The following is a 13,454-nucleotide window of genomic DNA, read 5'->3' on the forward strand; positions in this document are numbered from 1 at the left end:
AGGGGCGGGGAAGCGTGGCTTTCCCGCCTTTTTCGTGGCCGGGTTCGTTGGATCGGCGGAAACGGAACCGCGAAAGATCGGGATCGGTCGTGGCGCGGCGGACAGGCGGCTTTTCTAGCGCTCGAAGCACACCACGGTCATGACGTAGTCCACGTGGTCGGTGTCCCCCCAGAGCGGCAGGGAGAGACCCTCCAGCTTGCGGAAGCCGAGCACGCCCTTCGACCCCGAGGCATCGAAGAACTGCGCCTTTCCAAGGGTCGCGGCGTCGTGCGCCGCATTGAACGTGGGGCTGCCGGGCCGGCTGTGACGACGTTCCGAGAAGAGGGCGCCTTCTTCCTTGTCGAGGGCGAGCTGGCGCAGGTTGGGGCAGACGTAGATCAGCCGGAAGTCCACCGGCGCCCGGTCGTCCCCGTCGCGGATGACCTCTGCCACGCTGGCCGCCAGCTCCGGGGTGGCGATATCGACGATCTGCATCTCGTCGAAGCGCGGCGGGTGGGACACATCATGTCGCCAGGAGGACCAAACCAGAAGGGCACGACGCAAGGCCGGGCTCATCCGGGTCAGATACGGGGCGGCGTTATCCAAGGTTCACCTGTGCGAGCGATATCCTGCGTATCCAGAGGTCGTTTTCGGTCGAGTGCTTACCCACGCCCATGGTACCGTGCCGCATGCCCTCTGCTAAGACGTTTTTTCGACGAAGTTTGCCGGGATTCGGCGCCGGGGCGGGATACTTCTCATCGCCACGACGCCTTGATCGGTGGAACTTCGCCGATGATATGTGGTTTCACCTGCGCGGCTATCGCATATCAGGCGACGAACCGACACATGGAAGGCGACAAGAGCAGGAGACTCCGCATGATCCGCACCCTACTGGCCGCAGTGGCCGCCGTATTCCTGGCAGCCTCGGCACAGGCGCAGCAACTGTCGCTGAACGAGATTTCGCGCTATCTGAACACGCTTCAGACCGTCAAGAGCCCGTTCACCCAGATCAACTCGGACGGCACGATCTCCACCGGGACGATCTCCATCAAGCGGCCGGGCAAGGCCCGCTTCGACTACAACCCGCCGGAGCGCGGGCTGGTGCTGGTGTCGTCCGGGTCGGTCTACATCCTTGACCGCAAGCTGGGCGGCATGCCCGAGACCTACCCGCTCGAGCAGACGCCGCTGTCGATCATCCTCGCCCGCAACGTGAACCTCGGACAGGCGGGCATGGTGACCGGCCACAGTTTCGACGGGACGGCCACGGTGGTGACGGCGCAGGACCCGCGCCGCCCGGAGTACGGCAACATCCAGCTGAAGTTCACCGCCAACCCGACGGAGCTGCGGCAGTGGATCATCACCGATGGCGACGGGGTCAAGACGACAGTCGTGCTGGGCGGTCTGCAGAAGACCTCCATCCCCACAAGCGCGTTCCTCATCGATTCCGAGCTGAACCGATGACCGGGCCGGTCGCGTGAACCGGCGCACCCTCTTCCGTTCTGCCGCGGCGCTTCTGGGCGTGTCCGCGGCAGGCGGGACGGTGGCGGCACGCAACGGACGCAACCGCTATTACGACGGCCCCGTCAGCGATCACTTTGACGGGGTCCGTTTCTACAATCCCGAAGGGCAGGTGCCGAAGGGGTTCCGCGACCTGATGCGCTGGCGCTTCGGGCCGAAGCCCGCGGAATGGCCGGACGAGGTGGCGCTGTCGGGCAGCACGAGGCCTGCCGAACGGGTGCAGGACATGACCGTGACCATGGTCGGCCACGCGACGCTGCTGATCCAGACTGCCGGGCTCAACATCCTGACCGATCCGTTCTGGTCCGGGCGCGCCTCGCCCATGACCTTCGCCGGGCCGAAACGTGTGGTGGCCCCCGGCGTCGCCTTTGCCGACCTGCCGCCCATCGACGTGGTGCTGCTGTCGCACAACCATTACGACCACCTCGACATCGCCACCCTGCGCCGCCTGAAGGCCGCGCACGATCCGCTTGTTATCGCGCCGCTTGGCAACGACGCGCTGGTGGCGCCGACCGGCCTGCGCTGTCAGACGGTGGACTGGGGGCATTCGGTGGAGGCGGGTCCGCTGACGGTCCATTGCACGCCCTGTCACCACTGGTCGGCGCGGGGCGTGGGGGACCGGTCCATGGCGCTCTGGGGCGGGTTCGTCGTCACCGGACCGGCGGGCACGATCCTTCACATCGGGGACACGGGTTTCGACGGCGGGCGGCCCTATCGCGGGCTCGACCGCTTCGGGCCGCTCAGGCTGGCGATCCTGCCCATCGGTGCCTACGAGCCGCGCTGGTTCATGCGCGACCAGCACCAGAACCCGGACGAGGCGGTGCAGGGGTTGCTGCTGTCAGGGGCGGCCTATGCCATCGGTCACCACTGGGGCACGATCCAGCTGACCGACGAGGCACGCACGGCCCCGCTGACCGCCTTGCAGGAGGCGCTGGAGCGTCATGCGGTGGCGCCCGACCGCTTCCGCGCGCAGGCGCCGGGGGACACGTGGGACGTGCCCCCGATCACGACCTGACGGACTAGCGTGCGTGGCGGCAGCCGCGCAGCTGGCCTTGGTACATGATGGCGCGGTCGCCCACCGAGGACGAGACGCGCATCAGCCACGCCTTGCTGTTGTAAGACCCGCGGCGATAGCCGGAGCGGCCCTCGTGGTAGGCAAGGTACTGCCGGCGTGCGTCCCAGAGCGGGATGCCAAGCTGTTCCTCGGTCTGCTTCATGTACCAGCCCATGAAGTCCGTGGCGTCGCGGATGTCGTCGCGCCGCGCGTTGCGGCGTGCGCCGTCGGCCAGGTATTCGTCCCAGGTGCCGTCCAGCGCCTGCGAATAGCCGAACGCCGAGCTCTGCCGACCCATGGGAATCACGCCCAGCGTGAACCGCAGCGGCGTGCGCGCGTCGGAGTCGAACTTGCTCTCCTGGTGGATGACAGCCATCTGGACGTGCACCGGCACGCCCCAGCGGCGTTCGGTGGCCCGGAAGGCGCGGTAGTAGGTCGGGCGCTGCTGGAGAATCGCACAGGCATCGTCCAATTGGTTCGGGGACGTGCCGCTTCCGCCGCCGCCGCCTCCACAGGAAGCCGCCAACAGAATGATTACCAGCGCGCGAAGGGTTCTGCTCATCTGCCTCTCGCGTCGTTCGTTATTTTTGTTGTAGGGATTTTAACCCATTGCGGCCCGCTTTGAAATCACATTTCCTTTTGGGTGAGTCGCGGGGGTTGCATGATCAATCCGCAGGCGCTCGCCGCATTGGACACTGTTGGATGCGTCTCCACAGAGTGTTTCCGGCGGATTCATGGCAATTGTTGGACAAATCCCGCCCCGGAACGGTAAGAGTGGGGGAAAGCAAGGTGGAGCACATGCTGAGACAGCGCGCGAAATATCACCTGGGACAAGTCGTCCGGCACAGGAAACACCCGTTCCGCGGTGTGGTCTTCGATGTCGACCCGGAGTTCAACAACACCGAGGAATGGTACGAATCGATCCCGGAAGAGAGCAGGCCTGCGAAGAAGCAGCCGTTCTATCATCTGCTGGCGGAAAACGATCAGAGCTTCTACGTGGCCTACGTGTCCGAACAGAACCTGGTCGCCGATTACTCGGGCGAGCCGGTGGATCATCCCGACATCCCGGACCTGTTCGGGGCGTTCACCGATGGCAGCTACGAGCTGCATTTTGCGCTGAACTGACCGGCGCGACCATGCGGTGAAAGGAAAAGGCGGCCCGATGCGGCCGCCTTTTCCTTTGCTTATATCTCCGACTTCACGAGGTCGAGGAAACGGTCGACGGCCTCTTCGGACAGGTTCCAGTCGCAGACCAGCCGGCCACGCACGGACGCATCCGGGCCGTCGTCGGGCTCGGGCATGTGGTAGTAGACCGCGCCCTTCGCCAATAGCGCCTCGTGCTGGCGCAGCGGCAGGCGGAAGTAGATCATGTTGGCCGGCGTCTCGGTGGTGATCTCCACCCCCAGCGCGCCCAGCCCCTCCACCAGTCTGGCGCAGGTGGCGTTGGCCTTCTTCGCGAGATCGAGCCACAGCCCGTCGGCAACATAGGCGTTCATCTGCGCGGCGAGGTAGCGGTGCTTCGACAGCAGGTGGCCGGAGCGCATCCGCCGGAAGGGCAGGCCGCGCGCCTTTTCCGGGTCGAAGAAGATCACCGCCTCGACCGCCATGCAGCCGTTCTTTGTGCCGCCGAAGACAACGGCGTCGGCGCCGATCTTCCAGCTCATCTCGGCCGGGGTGCAGCCCAGCCGGGCCACGGCATTGGCAAAGCGGGCGCCGTCGAGGTGCACCGCCAGCCCGCGCCCCTTCGCGAGGTCGAAGAGCGCCTTCAGTTCGTCCAGCGTGTAGGTGTTGCCGCGCTCGGTGGTGTTGGTCACCGAGAGTGCGCCGCCAAAGGGCTGGTGCACGTCGCCTGTGTCCCAGAAGGCCCATGCCTTTTTCAGCGCGTCCGGCGTCAGGCGGTCGCCCGGCACCGCGGCGACCAGCTTTGCCCCGCCGGTGTAGAACTCCGGCGCGTTGCATTCGTCGACGTGGATATGCGCAAGCCCGGAGCAATAGACGGCCTGCCAGGGCTGGACCAGCGTGCCCAGCACCAGCGCGTTCGCCGCCGTGCCGCCGGGCATCAGGAAGACCTCGGCGTCCGGGGCCTCGAACAAGTCGCGCAGGGCGGCCTTGGCGGCCTCCGTCTCCGGATCGTTGCCGTAGCCGTGCTGGTAGCCGGTGTTCACGCGCGCCAGCGCCTCCATCACCTTCGGATGGACGGGACCTGCGTTGTCGGATGCAAAATTCATGTGCCCTCTCCGGTCATGTGGGCTCCTCGATGATGTGGTCTTCCCAGTCGTCCTCGCCGACCTCGAACTCCGGCACCGTCGCGCCCTGCATGCTGACGCCAGCCTTGTGCACGCTGTCGGGCGATCCGGTCAGCAGGGGGTGCCAGTCGGGCAGGGGGTTGCCGTTGTTGAGCAGCTTGTAGGCGCAGGTCTCCGGCATCCAGTAGAGATTGTGATGCAGGTTGGCCGGCGACAGGACGATGCACTCCGGCACGAACTGGTGGCGGATGGGGTATTGCGAACAGCGGCAGGTCGAATCGTCGAACAGGCGGCAGGCGACGCGGGTCAGGGCGACCTCGCCGGTGTCCTCGTCCTCCAGCTTGTTCATGCAGCACTTGCCGCAGCCGTCGCAGAGCGCCTCCCACTCGTCCTTGGACATGTCCTTGAGGCGCTTCTTCTCCCAGAAACGCGGGGCCAGGCCTGGACGGGCGATGGGCTCTGTCACAGCGCCTCCAGTATGCCGCGTGCCGTCACGCAATCGGCGTCCATCTGGGTGATGAGCGCGTCGAGCCCGTCGAACTTCAGCTCCGGGCGGAGGTATTCGACCAGCGCGACCGACAGCGTGGCCCCGTAGAGATCGCCGGTGAAGTCGAAGAGGAAGGTTTCGATGTTGGGCACCTCGCCGTCGAACATCGGGCGCACGCCCACGGAGGCCGCGCCGCGATAGCTGCCCCGGTGCGGCCCGTCGCGCACATCGACCAGCACCGCGTAGACGCCGAACTTCGGCGGGTGCAGCCCTTCGATCGACATGTTGGCGGTGGGGTAACCCAGTTCCCGGCCGCGCTGTTCGCCGCCGATCACCTCGCCCTCGATACGGTGCCAGTGGCCAAGGAGCTTTGCAGCGTCGCGCGGGCGCCCCTCGGACAGCGCGTCGCGGATCGCGGAGGAAGAGACGACCAGCCCGTCGGTCTCCATCAGTTCGGCGACCGTTACGCCGAAACCCATCTCTTCGCCGAAGGCCTTGAGGTCCGCCACGGTGCCCGCACGGCCCTTGCCGAAGCAGAAATCGGCACCCACCACCACGTTGACGAGGCCGAGACCCTTGCAGATCACCCGCTCGGCGAATTCGCGGGGCGAGAGCGAGGCCATCGCCGTGTTGAAGTTCAGCTGGTAGAGCACGTCGACGCCCAGCTTTTCCAGCCGGGCGGTGCGGGCCTCGGCGCTCATCAGCCGGAAGCTGGGCGCGTCGGGGGCGAAAAACTCCCTCGGGTGCGGCTCGAAGGTGAGCACGCCGAGGGGGGCTGTGGGCACCGCCTGCAGGGCGAGGCCGATCACCGCCTGGTGGCCGAGGTGGACGCCGTCGAAGTTGCCGATGGCGACGCTTGCGCCCCGGTCCCCGGGCCTCGTGTACTGGTAGTCTCTGACGATCCGCATGCCTGCGGCTTAGAGCATTTCCGGCGGAAGGTGAAACCGGTTTTGGCATCGTGCCCGTCAGGCGTGACCCGCGGGTGAGGCACGGCCACACACGGTCCCCCTCAGAGGCATTTTGGCCAGGATGAAGGCGTCTGTGGGTCTCAGGCGGGATGGGCCTGTGCGATGGCCGCGGCGATGCGGGCAATACCCTCGTCGATGCGGTCGGAGGGGATGGAGCTGTAGCCAAGGCGGTAGAAGTGGTGCGGCACCTCCGGGCCGGTGAAGAACGGGGCGCCGGGTTCGATGAGCACGCTTTCGCGGCGGAGTGCCAGACCCAGATCGCGGGTGTCGATTCCGTCGGGGGCGCGCATCCAGAGGCTGGAGCCACCGTGTGCGCCCTTGCCGGCCACCAGCAGGCCGTGGTCGGCAACGGCGCGTTCCATCACCTCGCGTCTTGCAGCCAGCGCGCGTCCGATGCGGCGGACGAGGGCGTCGTAGTGGCCGAGGCGGAGGAACTGCGCGGCGGTGCGCTGGATGTGGCCGGGCGGATGACGCAGGACCGAGGCGCGGAGCGCGCGGGCCTCGCGGATGAAGGGGGCGGCGCCCACGAGGTAGCCGAGGCGCAGGCCGGGGAACAGAGATTTGGAGAAGCTGCCGACGTAGATCACCCGACCGTCTTCGTCGAGGCTTTTGAGGGCGGGAGAGGGCGCGTCGAGATAGGCCATCTCGAACTCGTAGTCGTCCTCCACGATGACGGCGTCGAGCTCGGCGGCACGGGTCAGGAGCGCCTCGCGCCGGGCGCGGGGCAGGGTGGCGGAGGTGGGGCACTGGTGGCTGGGCGTGGTGAAGATCACCCGCGTGCCATCAGGGACGAGGTCCGGCGGCAGGCCCTCGTCGTCGACCGGGACGGCGTGCACCTCGCTGTCGGCCTGGGCCAGCAGTTGTTGCAGCGCGGGATAGCCCGGCGTCTCTACCGCCACGCGCTGCCGCACGGCCAAAAGGTGCGTCGCGAGCCAAAGCGCGTTCTGCGCGCCCAGCGTGATCAGGATCTCCTCGGGGCGGGCGTGGATGCCGCGCCGGGGCAGCGTGTGATGGGCGATGAAGCGCACCAGCTCCGGGTCGTCGGCGTCGAACTGGTCCTGGGTGAGGGCGTCGAAGTTCTTGGCCCCCAGCGCCTGCATCGCGCAGAGCCGCCAGTTGGCGTGATCGAAGAGCGTGGGATCGGTCTGGCCGTAGATGAACGGGTAGCGGTAGCGCGCCCAGTCCGGCGGGCGCTCCATGTCGAAGGCGGGGCCTCCGGCGTAGCGGCGCGGCAGGGCGGCGTCCCAGTTCACCCGGTCGGTGCGGGCGGCGACGGGGCGGAAGTCCGGCGGTTCGGGCGCGTTGTCGCTGACGTAATAGCCCGACCGCCCGCGCGCCGTCAGGTAGTCGTTGGCCAAGAGTTCCGTGTAGGCCAGCGTCACGGTGATCCGGCTGATACCGAGATGCCGGGCGAGGGCGCGGGTGGAGGGCAGTTTCTCTCCGCGCCGGAAGCGGCCGGAGAGGATGCCCTCTGCCACCAGTTGCTGGATGCGCGCCTGAAGGGTGCCCTGCGCCCGAGGGGCGAAGTGGAAGGTCTCGACCGGGATTGCCATGGGGCGACGCTAGACTGGACTTATCGGGCGCGCAATCTGGTCTGATCGGCGTTCAGGTCTTTTCGCGCTCGCCGAAGATGGCCGACCCCACGCGGACATGGGTGGCGCCAAGGGCGATGGCCTCTTCGAAGTCGGCACTCATGCCCATCGACAGGCCGGTCAGCCCGTTGCGCTCGGCGATCTTCTTGAGCAGCGCGAAGTGCAGGGAGGGCGTTTCCTCCACCGGCGGTATGCACATCAGGCCCGCGACCGGGAGGTCCAGCTTGCGGCATTCGGCGACGAAGGCGTCGGCCTCCTTCGGCAGCACGCCGGCCTTCTGGTCTTCCTCGCCGGTGTTGACCTGCACGAAGAGGTCCGGGCAATGGCCCATCTCCTGCGCCAGCCGGGCCAGCGCGCTGGCGAGCTTCGGACGGTCGACGGAGTGGATCGCTTCGAACAGCTCCATTGCCTGCCGGGCCTTGTTCGACTGGAGCGGGCCGATCAGGTGTACCTCGACCCCGTCAAAGCGTTCGCGGAAATCGGGCCACTTGCCTGCCGCCTCCTGCACGCGGTTTTCGCCGAAGAGGCGGTGACCCCCTTCCAGCACGGCCTCCACCCGTTCGAGCGGCTGCACCTTGCTGACCGCGATCAGCCTTACCTCGGAAGGGTCACGGTCGGCGGCCTTGCAGGCGGCCTCGACTCGGGTGCGGATGTCATTCAGTCCCATGGTTCGTCTCCCCAGGCGTCCAGGAATGGCGCCAGTTCCGTCTCGTATTTCCGCCATGCCTCGCGCCGTCCGGCGTGGATCGGCTGGCGCACCTGTGCAAGGCTCAGCGTCTTCACCTTGCCCGCCTGCTTGTGGAACGTGAGGCAGGTGTCCTCCCAGTCCAGCCCCGCCGCGGCAATCAGCCTGCGCGATTCCGTCTCTGCATCGGCGACGAGGTCCTCGTAGCGGATCTCGTGGATCTGGCCGGGCAAGCGGTTGCGCCAATGATCGACCTGCGCGCGGAACGCCCGGATCTCGGCAGCAATGGTGCCGAGGTCGTTGGCGTAGCGGTGCGTGCCCAGCCGGAAGTGGTTCTTGTAGATCGACAGCGCGATGTCACGCGGATCGCGGTGCACGACGATGATGCGTGCGCCCGGCAGACCCTTGGCGATCAGCCCGAAGATCAGCTGAGAGCGGATCGACTTGTCGGTCACCACGCCGCTGACGGCGCCCGTGTCGCGCCGTACGCCGCGCCGGTAGGCCATGGCCCAGCGGTCGAGGTCGGCCGCGCCCATCTTCGAGAGGGGCTTCATTTTCTCGGCGGGGCCGAACAGGCGCACCGCTTCGCGCAGGGCATGTCCCATCTCGCCGCCCGCGACGGCCTGTGAATGCGCGCCGATGATCTGTTCCACAAGGGTCGTGCCCGACCGAGGCATGCCGGTCACGAAGACCGGGCGGAGGGGCAGGGACGCCGTGCCGGCGGGCGGAGCCAGATTGTCCTGCGCGCGGGCATAGGCTGCCCATTCCGCATCGCGCGCCGCGGCATCGAAGGGTGCCAGCCTTGCCTGCGCGGCGTTGGCGGCGTCGAGATAGCCGAAGACGCGTTCCGTTTCGCCCGCATCCTCCGCCGCCTTGGCCAGCGCAAAGCCAAGCTGCATCCGCCCCTGGTCGTTCAGGCGCGGGTCGGTCCAGAGTTTCCGCATCGCACGAACCAGAGGATCGCCGGGTTTCAGCTTCAGCCCGGCCACCAGCATCCGGTAAAGCTCCGTCTCCTGCGGGGACTGTTTCAACAGGCGGCGCAGAATCGTCTCCGCCCCGTCGAAATCGCCGATCTGCTGGAGGTATTGCGCCTTGTCTGCCCGCGGCTTCAGCGCCTTCGGGTCCGCCTTGATGGCCTCGTCATAAAGCGCGCGCACGCGGTCCTCGTTGCCCAGCCGCGTGTGCGCGCGGATCGCCGCCTCGCGCACAGACGCCTCACCGGGCAGGGCCCTCAGTGTCTCGTCCAGTGCGGCGGCCGATGCGGCGGTGTCGCCGATCAGGTCCAGCGCGCGGGCCATCTGGAAACGGATTTCCGGCGCGCCGCCGGATGGCATCAGCAGGGTCTTCAGCAGCGCCAGCGCCTCTTCGGGGCGGTCGGCCCGGATCAACGCCTGGGCCTGCGCGAACTGCGCCTTGATCTGCTGCGGGGTCATGCGGGTCCTGCCGTTGTCATGGACAGGGGCGGTTCAATCAAAAACCGCCACAAAAGAAAAGAGCGGACGCAAGCGCCCGCTCTTCCCTAAGCCGAATGGCTGGTGTCCTTAGAAGGACATTGCCAGACCCAGCGAGAAGGAGTCCCAGTCGTCGCCGGCTGCATCTTCGCCGTTGCCGTAGCCGAACTGAACTGCGAGACCGCCGCCCAGGTCGTATGCAACTGCCAGGCCGTAGCCGTCTGCTTCTGCACCGTCGACGCCGCCGACGTTGTCGTACTTACCGTAGTTCAGGCCGACGGACAGAGCGTTCATCTCGTAACCGATGCCGATTGCGGCGTGCGTCTGGTTGTCTGCGCCCGAAGCTTCGTAGTCCAGCTCGGAGTAGGACGCACCGATCTTGAAGCCGGATGCCAGGGTGGTATCGACCGACAGACCGATCAGCGAACCGAAGTCGTTCTGGTCCTGGTAACCCAGGCCAACGTTGACTTTGGTGCCTGCGAGGTCGCCGGAGTATTTGAAGCCGAGGCCCCAGACAACGTCATCGTCGGAGTCGGGGTCGACGGACGGTGCGATCGGCTGAGCGTTCGGGTCGTCGTCGATTTCGGCGGACAGAGCGGCTGCGAAGTCACCGAAGGTGTAGGTGAAGCGCGCGATCTGGCCATCTTCACGACCGTCGAAGCCGGAGTTGGCGTTGAAGCCCGGGTGCTCGGTCTCGGAGTCGTCGATGGAGCCGGCTGCCAGGTTCATTTCCTGCATGGCCCAGTCGAACGCACCGTCGGTGTCGCCCATGTCGAGGCGAGCGTTGCCGTATGCGACCCAGACTGCGAAGTCGTCTTCTTCCTGGGTTGCGATGCCGTTCTGAGCTTCCTCGAACTTCACCTTGGTCCCGAAGGTCAGGCCGTTGTCGGCTTCACCGGACATGGTGAAGGTGACGTCGACGTCGGTGAAGAACTGGGTCACACCATCGTCGTTGGCGGCGGTGCCGTAGCGGTTACCACCAATAATACCCATTTCGGCAGCACCGGTGACAGTCACTTCTGCCGCGGCTGCGCCTGCGAATGCGACCAGAGCGGTGGACGCGAACAGGATCTTTTTCATTGTTTCCCTCATGTGTTCAAAGGCACGTACCAAGCCGGTGCCCCGGCCTTGATGTGCTTTCTATGCGCCCCGAGGGTCCTTCAGTGCAACCCGCTCAAAAGGCTCGTCCGTCCAAAGCGGATCAGTGATGCGCAATTGCCACAAAGCACTGGATGGCCGGGCGTTTGTGACATTTGTTGCGCGAAAAGCTGCCGATCGTTGACGGGTTGCCGGTTGCCCTTTGCGCTTGTAATGAGATGCAGGAGGCAGTTCGGAACGGTCACGACAGGGAGATACACCTTATGAGCAAGCGCAGAGTACCCTCGCGGATCCTGCTTGGGGCGGGCCTTGTCGGAATCGTTCTGCTTGAAGCGGGATGCGGGCTTGGCGGCCCGCGTGCGCGTCAGGCGGCGGTGAACACGCCGACCAACGACGAGATCCTCGCCGAGATCCAGGAACGCGAAGGCGCGAAGGGGCGGTCGGACTCCTCGATCTTCGACATCTTCAAGCCGCGCGGCGACCAGGGGCAGATCGGTTCGGTCAACAAGTACCTGTGGAACGCCTCGCTCGAAGTGCTGAATTTCCTGCCGATTGAAACGGTCGATCCCTTCACCGGCGTCATCACCACCGGCTACGGCACCCCTCCGGGTGGCAGCCAGCCCTACCGTGCGACCATCCTGATCAACGACCCGGCGCTCGACGCGCGGTCGCTGAACGTCACGCTGGCCACCCGCGGCGGCCCGGCCTCGGCCTCCACCGTCCGCGCCATCGAGGACGCGATCCTCACCCGCGCCCGCCAGCTGCGCGCCCGCGACGCACGGCTCTGACCCCGGGCTGAAGCGGCAGGAGTGACAAGGCCCGGCTCCGTCCGGGCCTTTTGCATGTCCGGCCCGCCTCGCCTGCGGTGTATCTCGGGCGCGGACCCCGACCTTCATCTTGGCAAAATACCAAAGAACGGTGCAGCCTGCAAAGTCGCCACGACAGCGGCCGGCGTCTGTCTTGGCAGGAAAGCGGTTCAGTCCCGCACGGGACGCGGCTCCAGCTCGGCCAGCCGGGCCACCCACTCGAGGTGCTGCGGCAGGCAGACGGAGGCGAGGTCGTAGTGCTCCTGCACGAAGGCGCGCCCGTTGGCGCCCAGACGGGCGCGCAGATCGGCGTCGTCGAGCAGGGCGCACAGCCGCTCCACCAGCGCGTCGCGGTCGAAGAAGTCCACCATCAGCCCGTTCTCGCCTTCGGTCATCACCTCGCGGACCGGTTCGGTGCCCGAGGCGACGATGGCCGCTCCGGCGCTCATCGCCTCCAGCAGCGACCACGACAGGACGAAGGGGTAAGTCAGGTAGACATGCGCCCGGCTCACCTGCAGCATCGCGAGGAAGCGGTCGTATGGCACCCGCCCGAGGAAGTGCACCCGGTTCCAGTCCGGCGTGGCGATGCGCCCGCGGACCTCGTCGATGAAGATCTGCTTCCACGTCTGGCCCTTGGGCGGCTTGGACCCGTAGGAAACCTCGTCGCCGCCCAGGATCACCACATGCGCGTTCGGGCGCCGCTTCAGGATGTCGGGCAGGGCGCGCATGAAGATGTGGTAGCCGCGGTAGGGCTCAAGGTTGCGGTTGATGAAGGTGATGACCTCGTCGTCCCGCGTCAGTGTCAGGTCGTCGGACACCGCCAGCCGCGCACCCGGGTCGGGACGGACCGTCTGCGTGTCGATGCCGTCATGGGCGACGGTGATCCGCTCCTGCCAGTGCTCGGGGAAGGTCGAGGCCTGGAACCCGGTGGGCGAGATCCCGGCATCCATGACCTCCTCGTGCAGGCGGTTGTTGAGGTTCTTCATCCGGATGCGCAGCACGTCGGCCTCCGGGCTCTTCGAGGGGAACTCCGGGTCGAAGTGCAGGAAGGGCTGTTCGGTCAGGTGGTAAAGCTCGCAGTAGAGGCCGAGGCGCGCGTCGGGCCACACGTCCTTGAGGAACATGGATTCGCCCCAGCCGTGGTGCGCGCAGATCACGTCCGGCTCGAACCCCTGTGCCTTCAGCCCCTTGGCGCCGCGGTAGCAGGAGGTGGCGCGCACCAGCTTGGTTTCGAAATCGGCGAGCCACGGATGGATCTTCGGCGTGCTCTGCCCGTTGATCGCGTAGGGCACCACCTGGACGCCCTGCCAGACCTGCGGTTCCTTTACCTTGCAAGTCAGCGCGACGACCTGATGGCCCTGCCGCACCAGAGCGGGCGCCAGGTGCTTGTACTGGCCCGGGAAATTCTGGTGGATCAACAGGATCTTCATATGCTCGCCCTCGGTACGCCCGCGCCCTCTGAACAGGGGCGCTTCGGGCGGCACTTTAGGCGGGAAGGGCAGCGATGTGAAGCGGTTTGACGCGGGCGTGGCGCGCGGAAAGCAAAAGGGCGGCCCGAAGGCCGCCCGCA

General features: G+C 66.7%; 14 protein-coding genes. 4 read left to right on the forward strand and 10 right to left on the reverse strand.

Translation table 11 applies throughout. The features are described from left to right. Window positions 1-114 precede the first annotated feature (114 nt). Window positions 115-501 (reverse strand): hypothetical protein, encoded by a 387-nt coding sequence (locus tag QNI11_RS02710; RefSeq protein ID WP_283982245.1) that lies wholly within the window; start codon window positions 499-501, stop codon window positions 115-117. Window positions 502-855: 354 nt separating this feature from the next. On the opposite strand from QNI11_RS02710, the gene QNI11_RS02715 reads away from it, so the two are divergent. Together QNI11_RS02715 and QNI11_RS02720 are read left to right on the forward strand one after the other, a co-directional pair. Further along, complete coding sequence (locus QNI11_RS02715; RefSeq protein ID WP_198521829.1) at window positions 856-1,440, forward strand: outer membrane lipoprotein carrier protein LolA; 585 nt, start codon at window positions 856-858, stop codon at window positions 1,438-1,440. A gap of 13 nt (window positions 1,441-1,453) precedes the next feature. Next, complete coding sequence (locus tag QNI11_RS02720; protein ID WP_283982246.1) at window positions 1,454-2,512, forward strand: MBL fold metallo-hydrolase; 1,059 nt, start codon at window positions 1,454-1,456, stop codon at window positions 2,510-2,512. A gap of 4 nt (window positions 2,513-2,516) precedes the next feature. Here QNI11_RS02720 and QNI11_RS02725 read toward each other — a convergent pair whose 3' ends face one another. After that, window positions 2,517-3,113: a transglycosylase SLT domain-containing protein gene (locus QNI11_RS02725; RefSeq protein WP_283982247.1), complete on the reverse strand. Its 597-nt coding sequence runs from the start codon at window positions 3,111-3,113 to the stop codon at window positions 2,517-2,519. 236 nt (window positions 3,114-3,349) lie between these two features. Here QNI11_RS02725 and hspQ point away from each other — a divergent pair, with 236 nt between their 5' ends. Continuing rightward, window positions 3,350-3,676: a heat shock protein HspQ gene (hspQ, locus tag QNI11_RS02730; protein ID WP_100930856.1), complete on the forward strand. Its 327-nt coding sequence runs from the start codon at window positions 3,350-3,352 to the stop codon at window positions 3,674-3,676. 59 nt (window positions 3,677-3,735) lie between these two features. On the opposite strand, the gene QNI11_RS02735 is transcribed toward hspQ, so the two are convergent. From QNI11_RS02735 to QNI11_RS02765, 7 genes are all read right to left on the reverse strand, one after another. Further along, window positions 3,736-4,779, reverse strand: a complete 1,044-nt coding sequence (locus QNI11_RS02735; protein ID WP_283982248.1) for a low specificity L-threonine aldolase — start codon at window positions 4,777-4,779, stop codon at window positions 3,736-3,738. 13 nt (window positions 4,780-4,792) lie between these two features. Beyond that, window positions 4,793-5,263 (reverse strand): YcgN family cysteine cluster protein, encoded by a 471-nt coding sequence (locus QNI11_RS02740; RefSeq protein ID WP_283982249.1) that lies wholly within the window; start codon window positions 5,261-5,263, stop codon window positions 4,793-4,795. Next, entirely contained in the window at window positions 5,260-6,192 is a 933-nt protein-coding gene (locus QNI11_RS02745; protein WP_283982250.1) for a bifunctional riboflavin kinase/FAD synthetase, read from the reverse strand. The genes QNI11_RS02740 and QNI11_RS02745 overlap by 4 nt, the downstream gene beginning before the upstream one ends. A gap of 140 nt (window positions 6,193-6,332) precedes the next feature. Further along, complete coding sequence (locus QNI11_RS02750) at window positions 6,333-7,805, reverse strand: PLP-dependent aminotransferase family protein (RefSeq protein ID WP_283982251.1); 1,473 nt, start codon at window positions 7,803-7,805, stop codon at window positions 6,333-6,335. A 52-nt stretch (window positions 7,806-7,857) separates the two neighbouring features. Then, complete coding sequence (locus tag QNI11_RS02755; RefSeq protein ID WP_283982252.1) at window positions 7,858-8,511, reverse strand: YggS family pyridoxal phosphate-dependent enzyme; 654 nt, start codon at window positions 8,509-8,511, stop codon at window positions 7,858-7,860. Continuing rightward, a complete protein-coding gene (locus QNI11_RS02760) occupies window positions 8,502-9,962 on the reverse strand; it encodes a sulfotransferase (RefSeq protein WP_283982253.1) in 1,461 nt (486 codons plus the stop codon). The genes QNI11_RS02755 and QNI11_RS02760 overlap by 10 nt, the downstream gene beginning before the upstream one ends. A gap of 108 nt (window positions 9,963-10,070) precedes the next feature. After that, window positions 10,071-11,060, reverse strand: a complete 990-nt coding sequence (locus QNI11_RS02765) for a porin (protein ID WP_283982254.1) — start codon at window positions 11,058-11,060, stop codon at window positions 10,071-10,073. A 281-nt stretch (window positions 11,061-11,341) separates the two neighbouring features. Between QNI11_RS02765 and QNI11_RS02770 the strand changes: the two genes are divergently transcribed. Further along, window positions 11,342-11,866, forward strand: a complete 525-nt coding sequence (locus tag QNI11_RS02770) for a DUF3576 domain-containing protein (RefSeq protein ID WP_198521828.1) — start codon at window positions 11,342-11,344, stop codon at window positions 11,864-11,866. A gap of 188 nt (window positions 11,867-12,054) precedes the next feature. On the opposite strand, the gene QNI11_RS02775 is transcribed toward QNI11_RS02770, so the two are convergent. After that, window positions 12,055-13,314: a glycosyltransferase gene (locus QNI11_RS02775; protein ID WP_283982255.1), complete on the reverse strand. Its 1,260-nt coding sequence runs from the start codon at window positions 13,312-13,314 to the stop codon at window positions 12,055-12,057. Window positions 13,315-13,454 lie beyond the last annotated feature (140 nt).

The organism is Sagittula sp. MA-2, from assembly GCF_030126985.1.
Taxonomy (GTDB): Bacteria; Pseudomonadota; Alphaproteobacteria; order Rhodobacterales; family Rhodobacteraceae; genus Sagittula.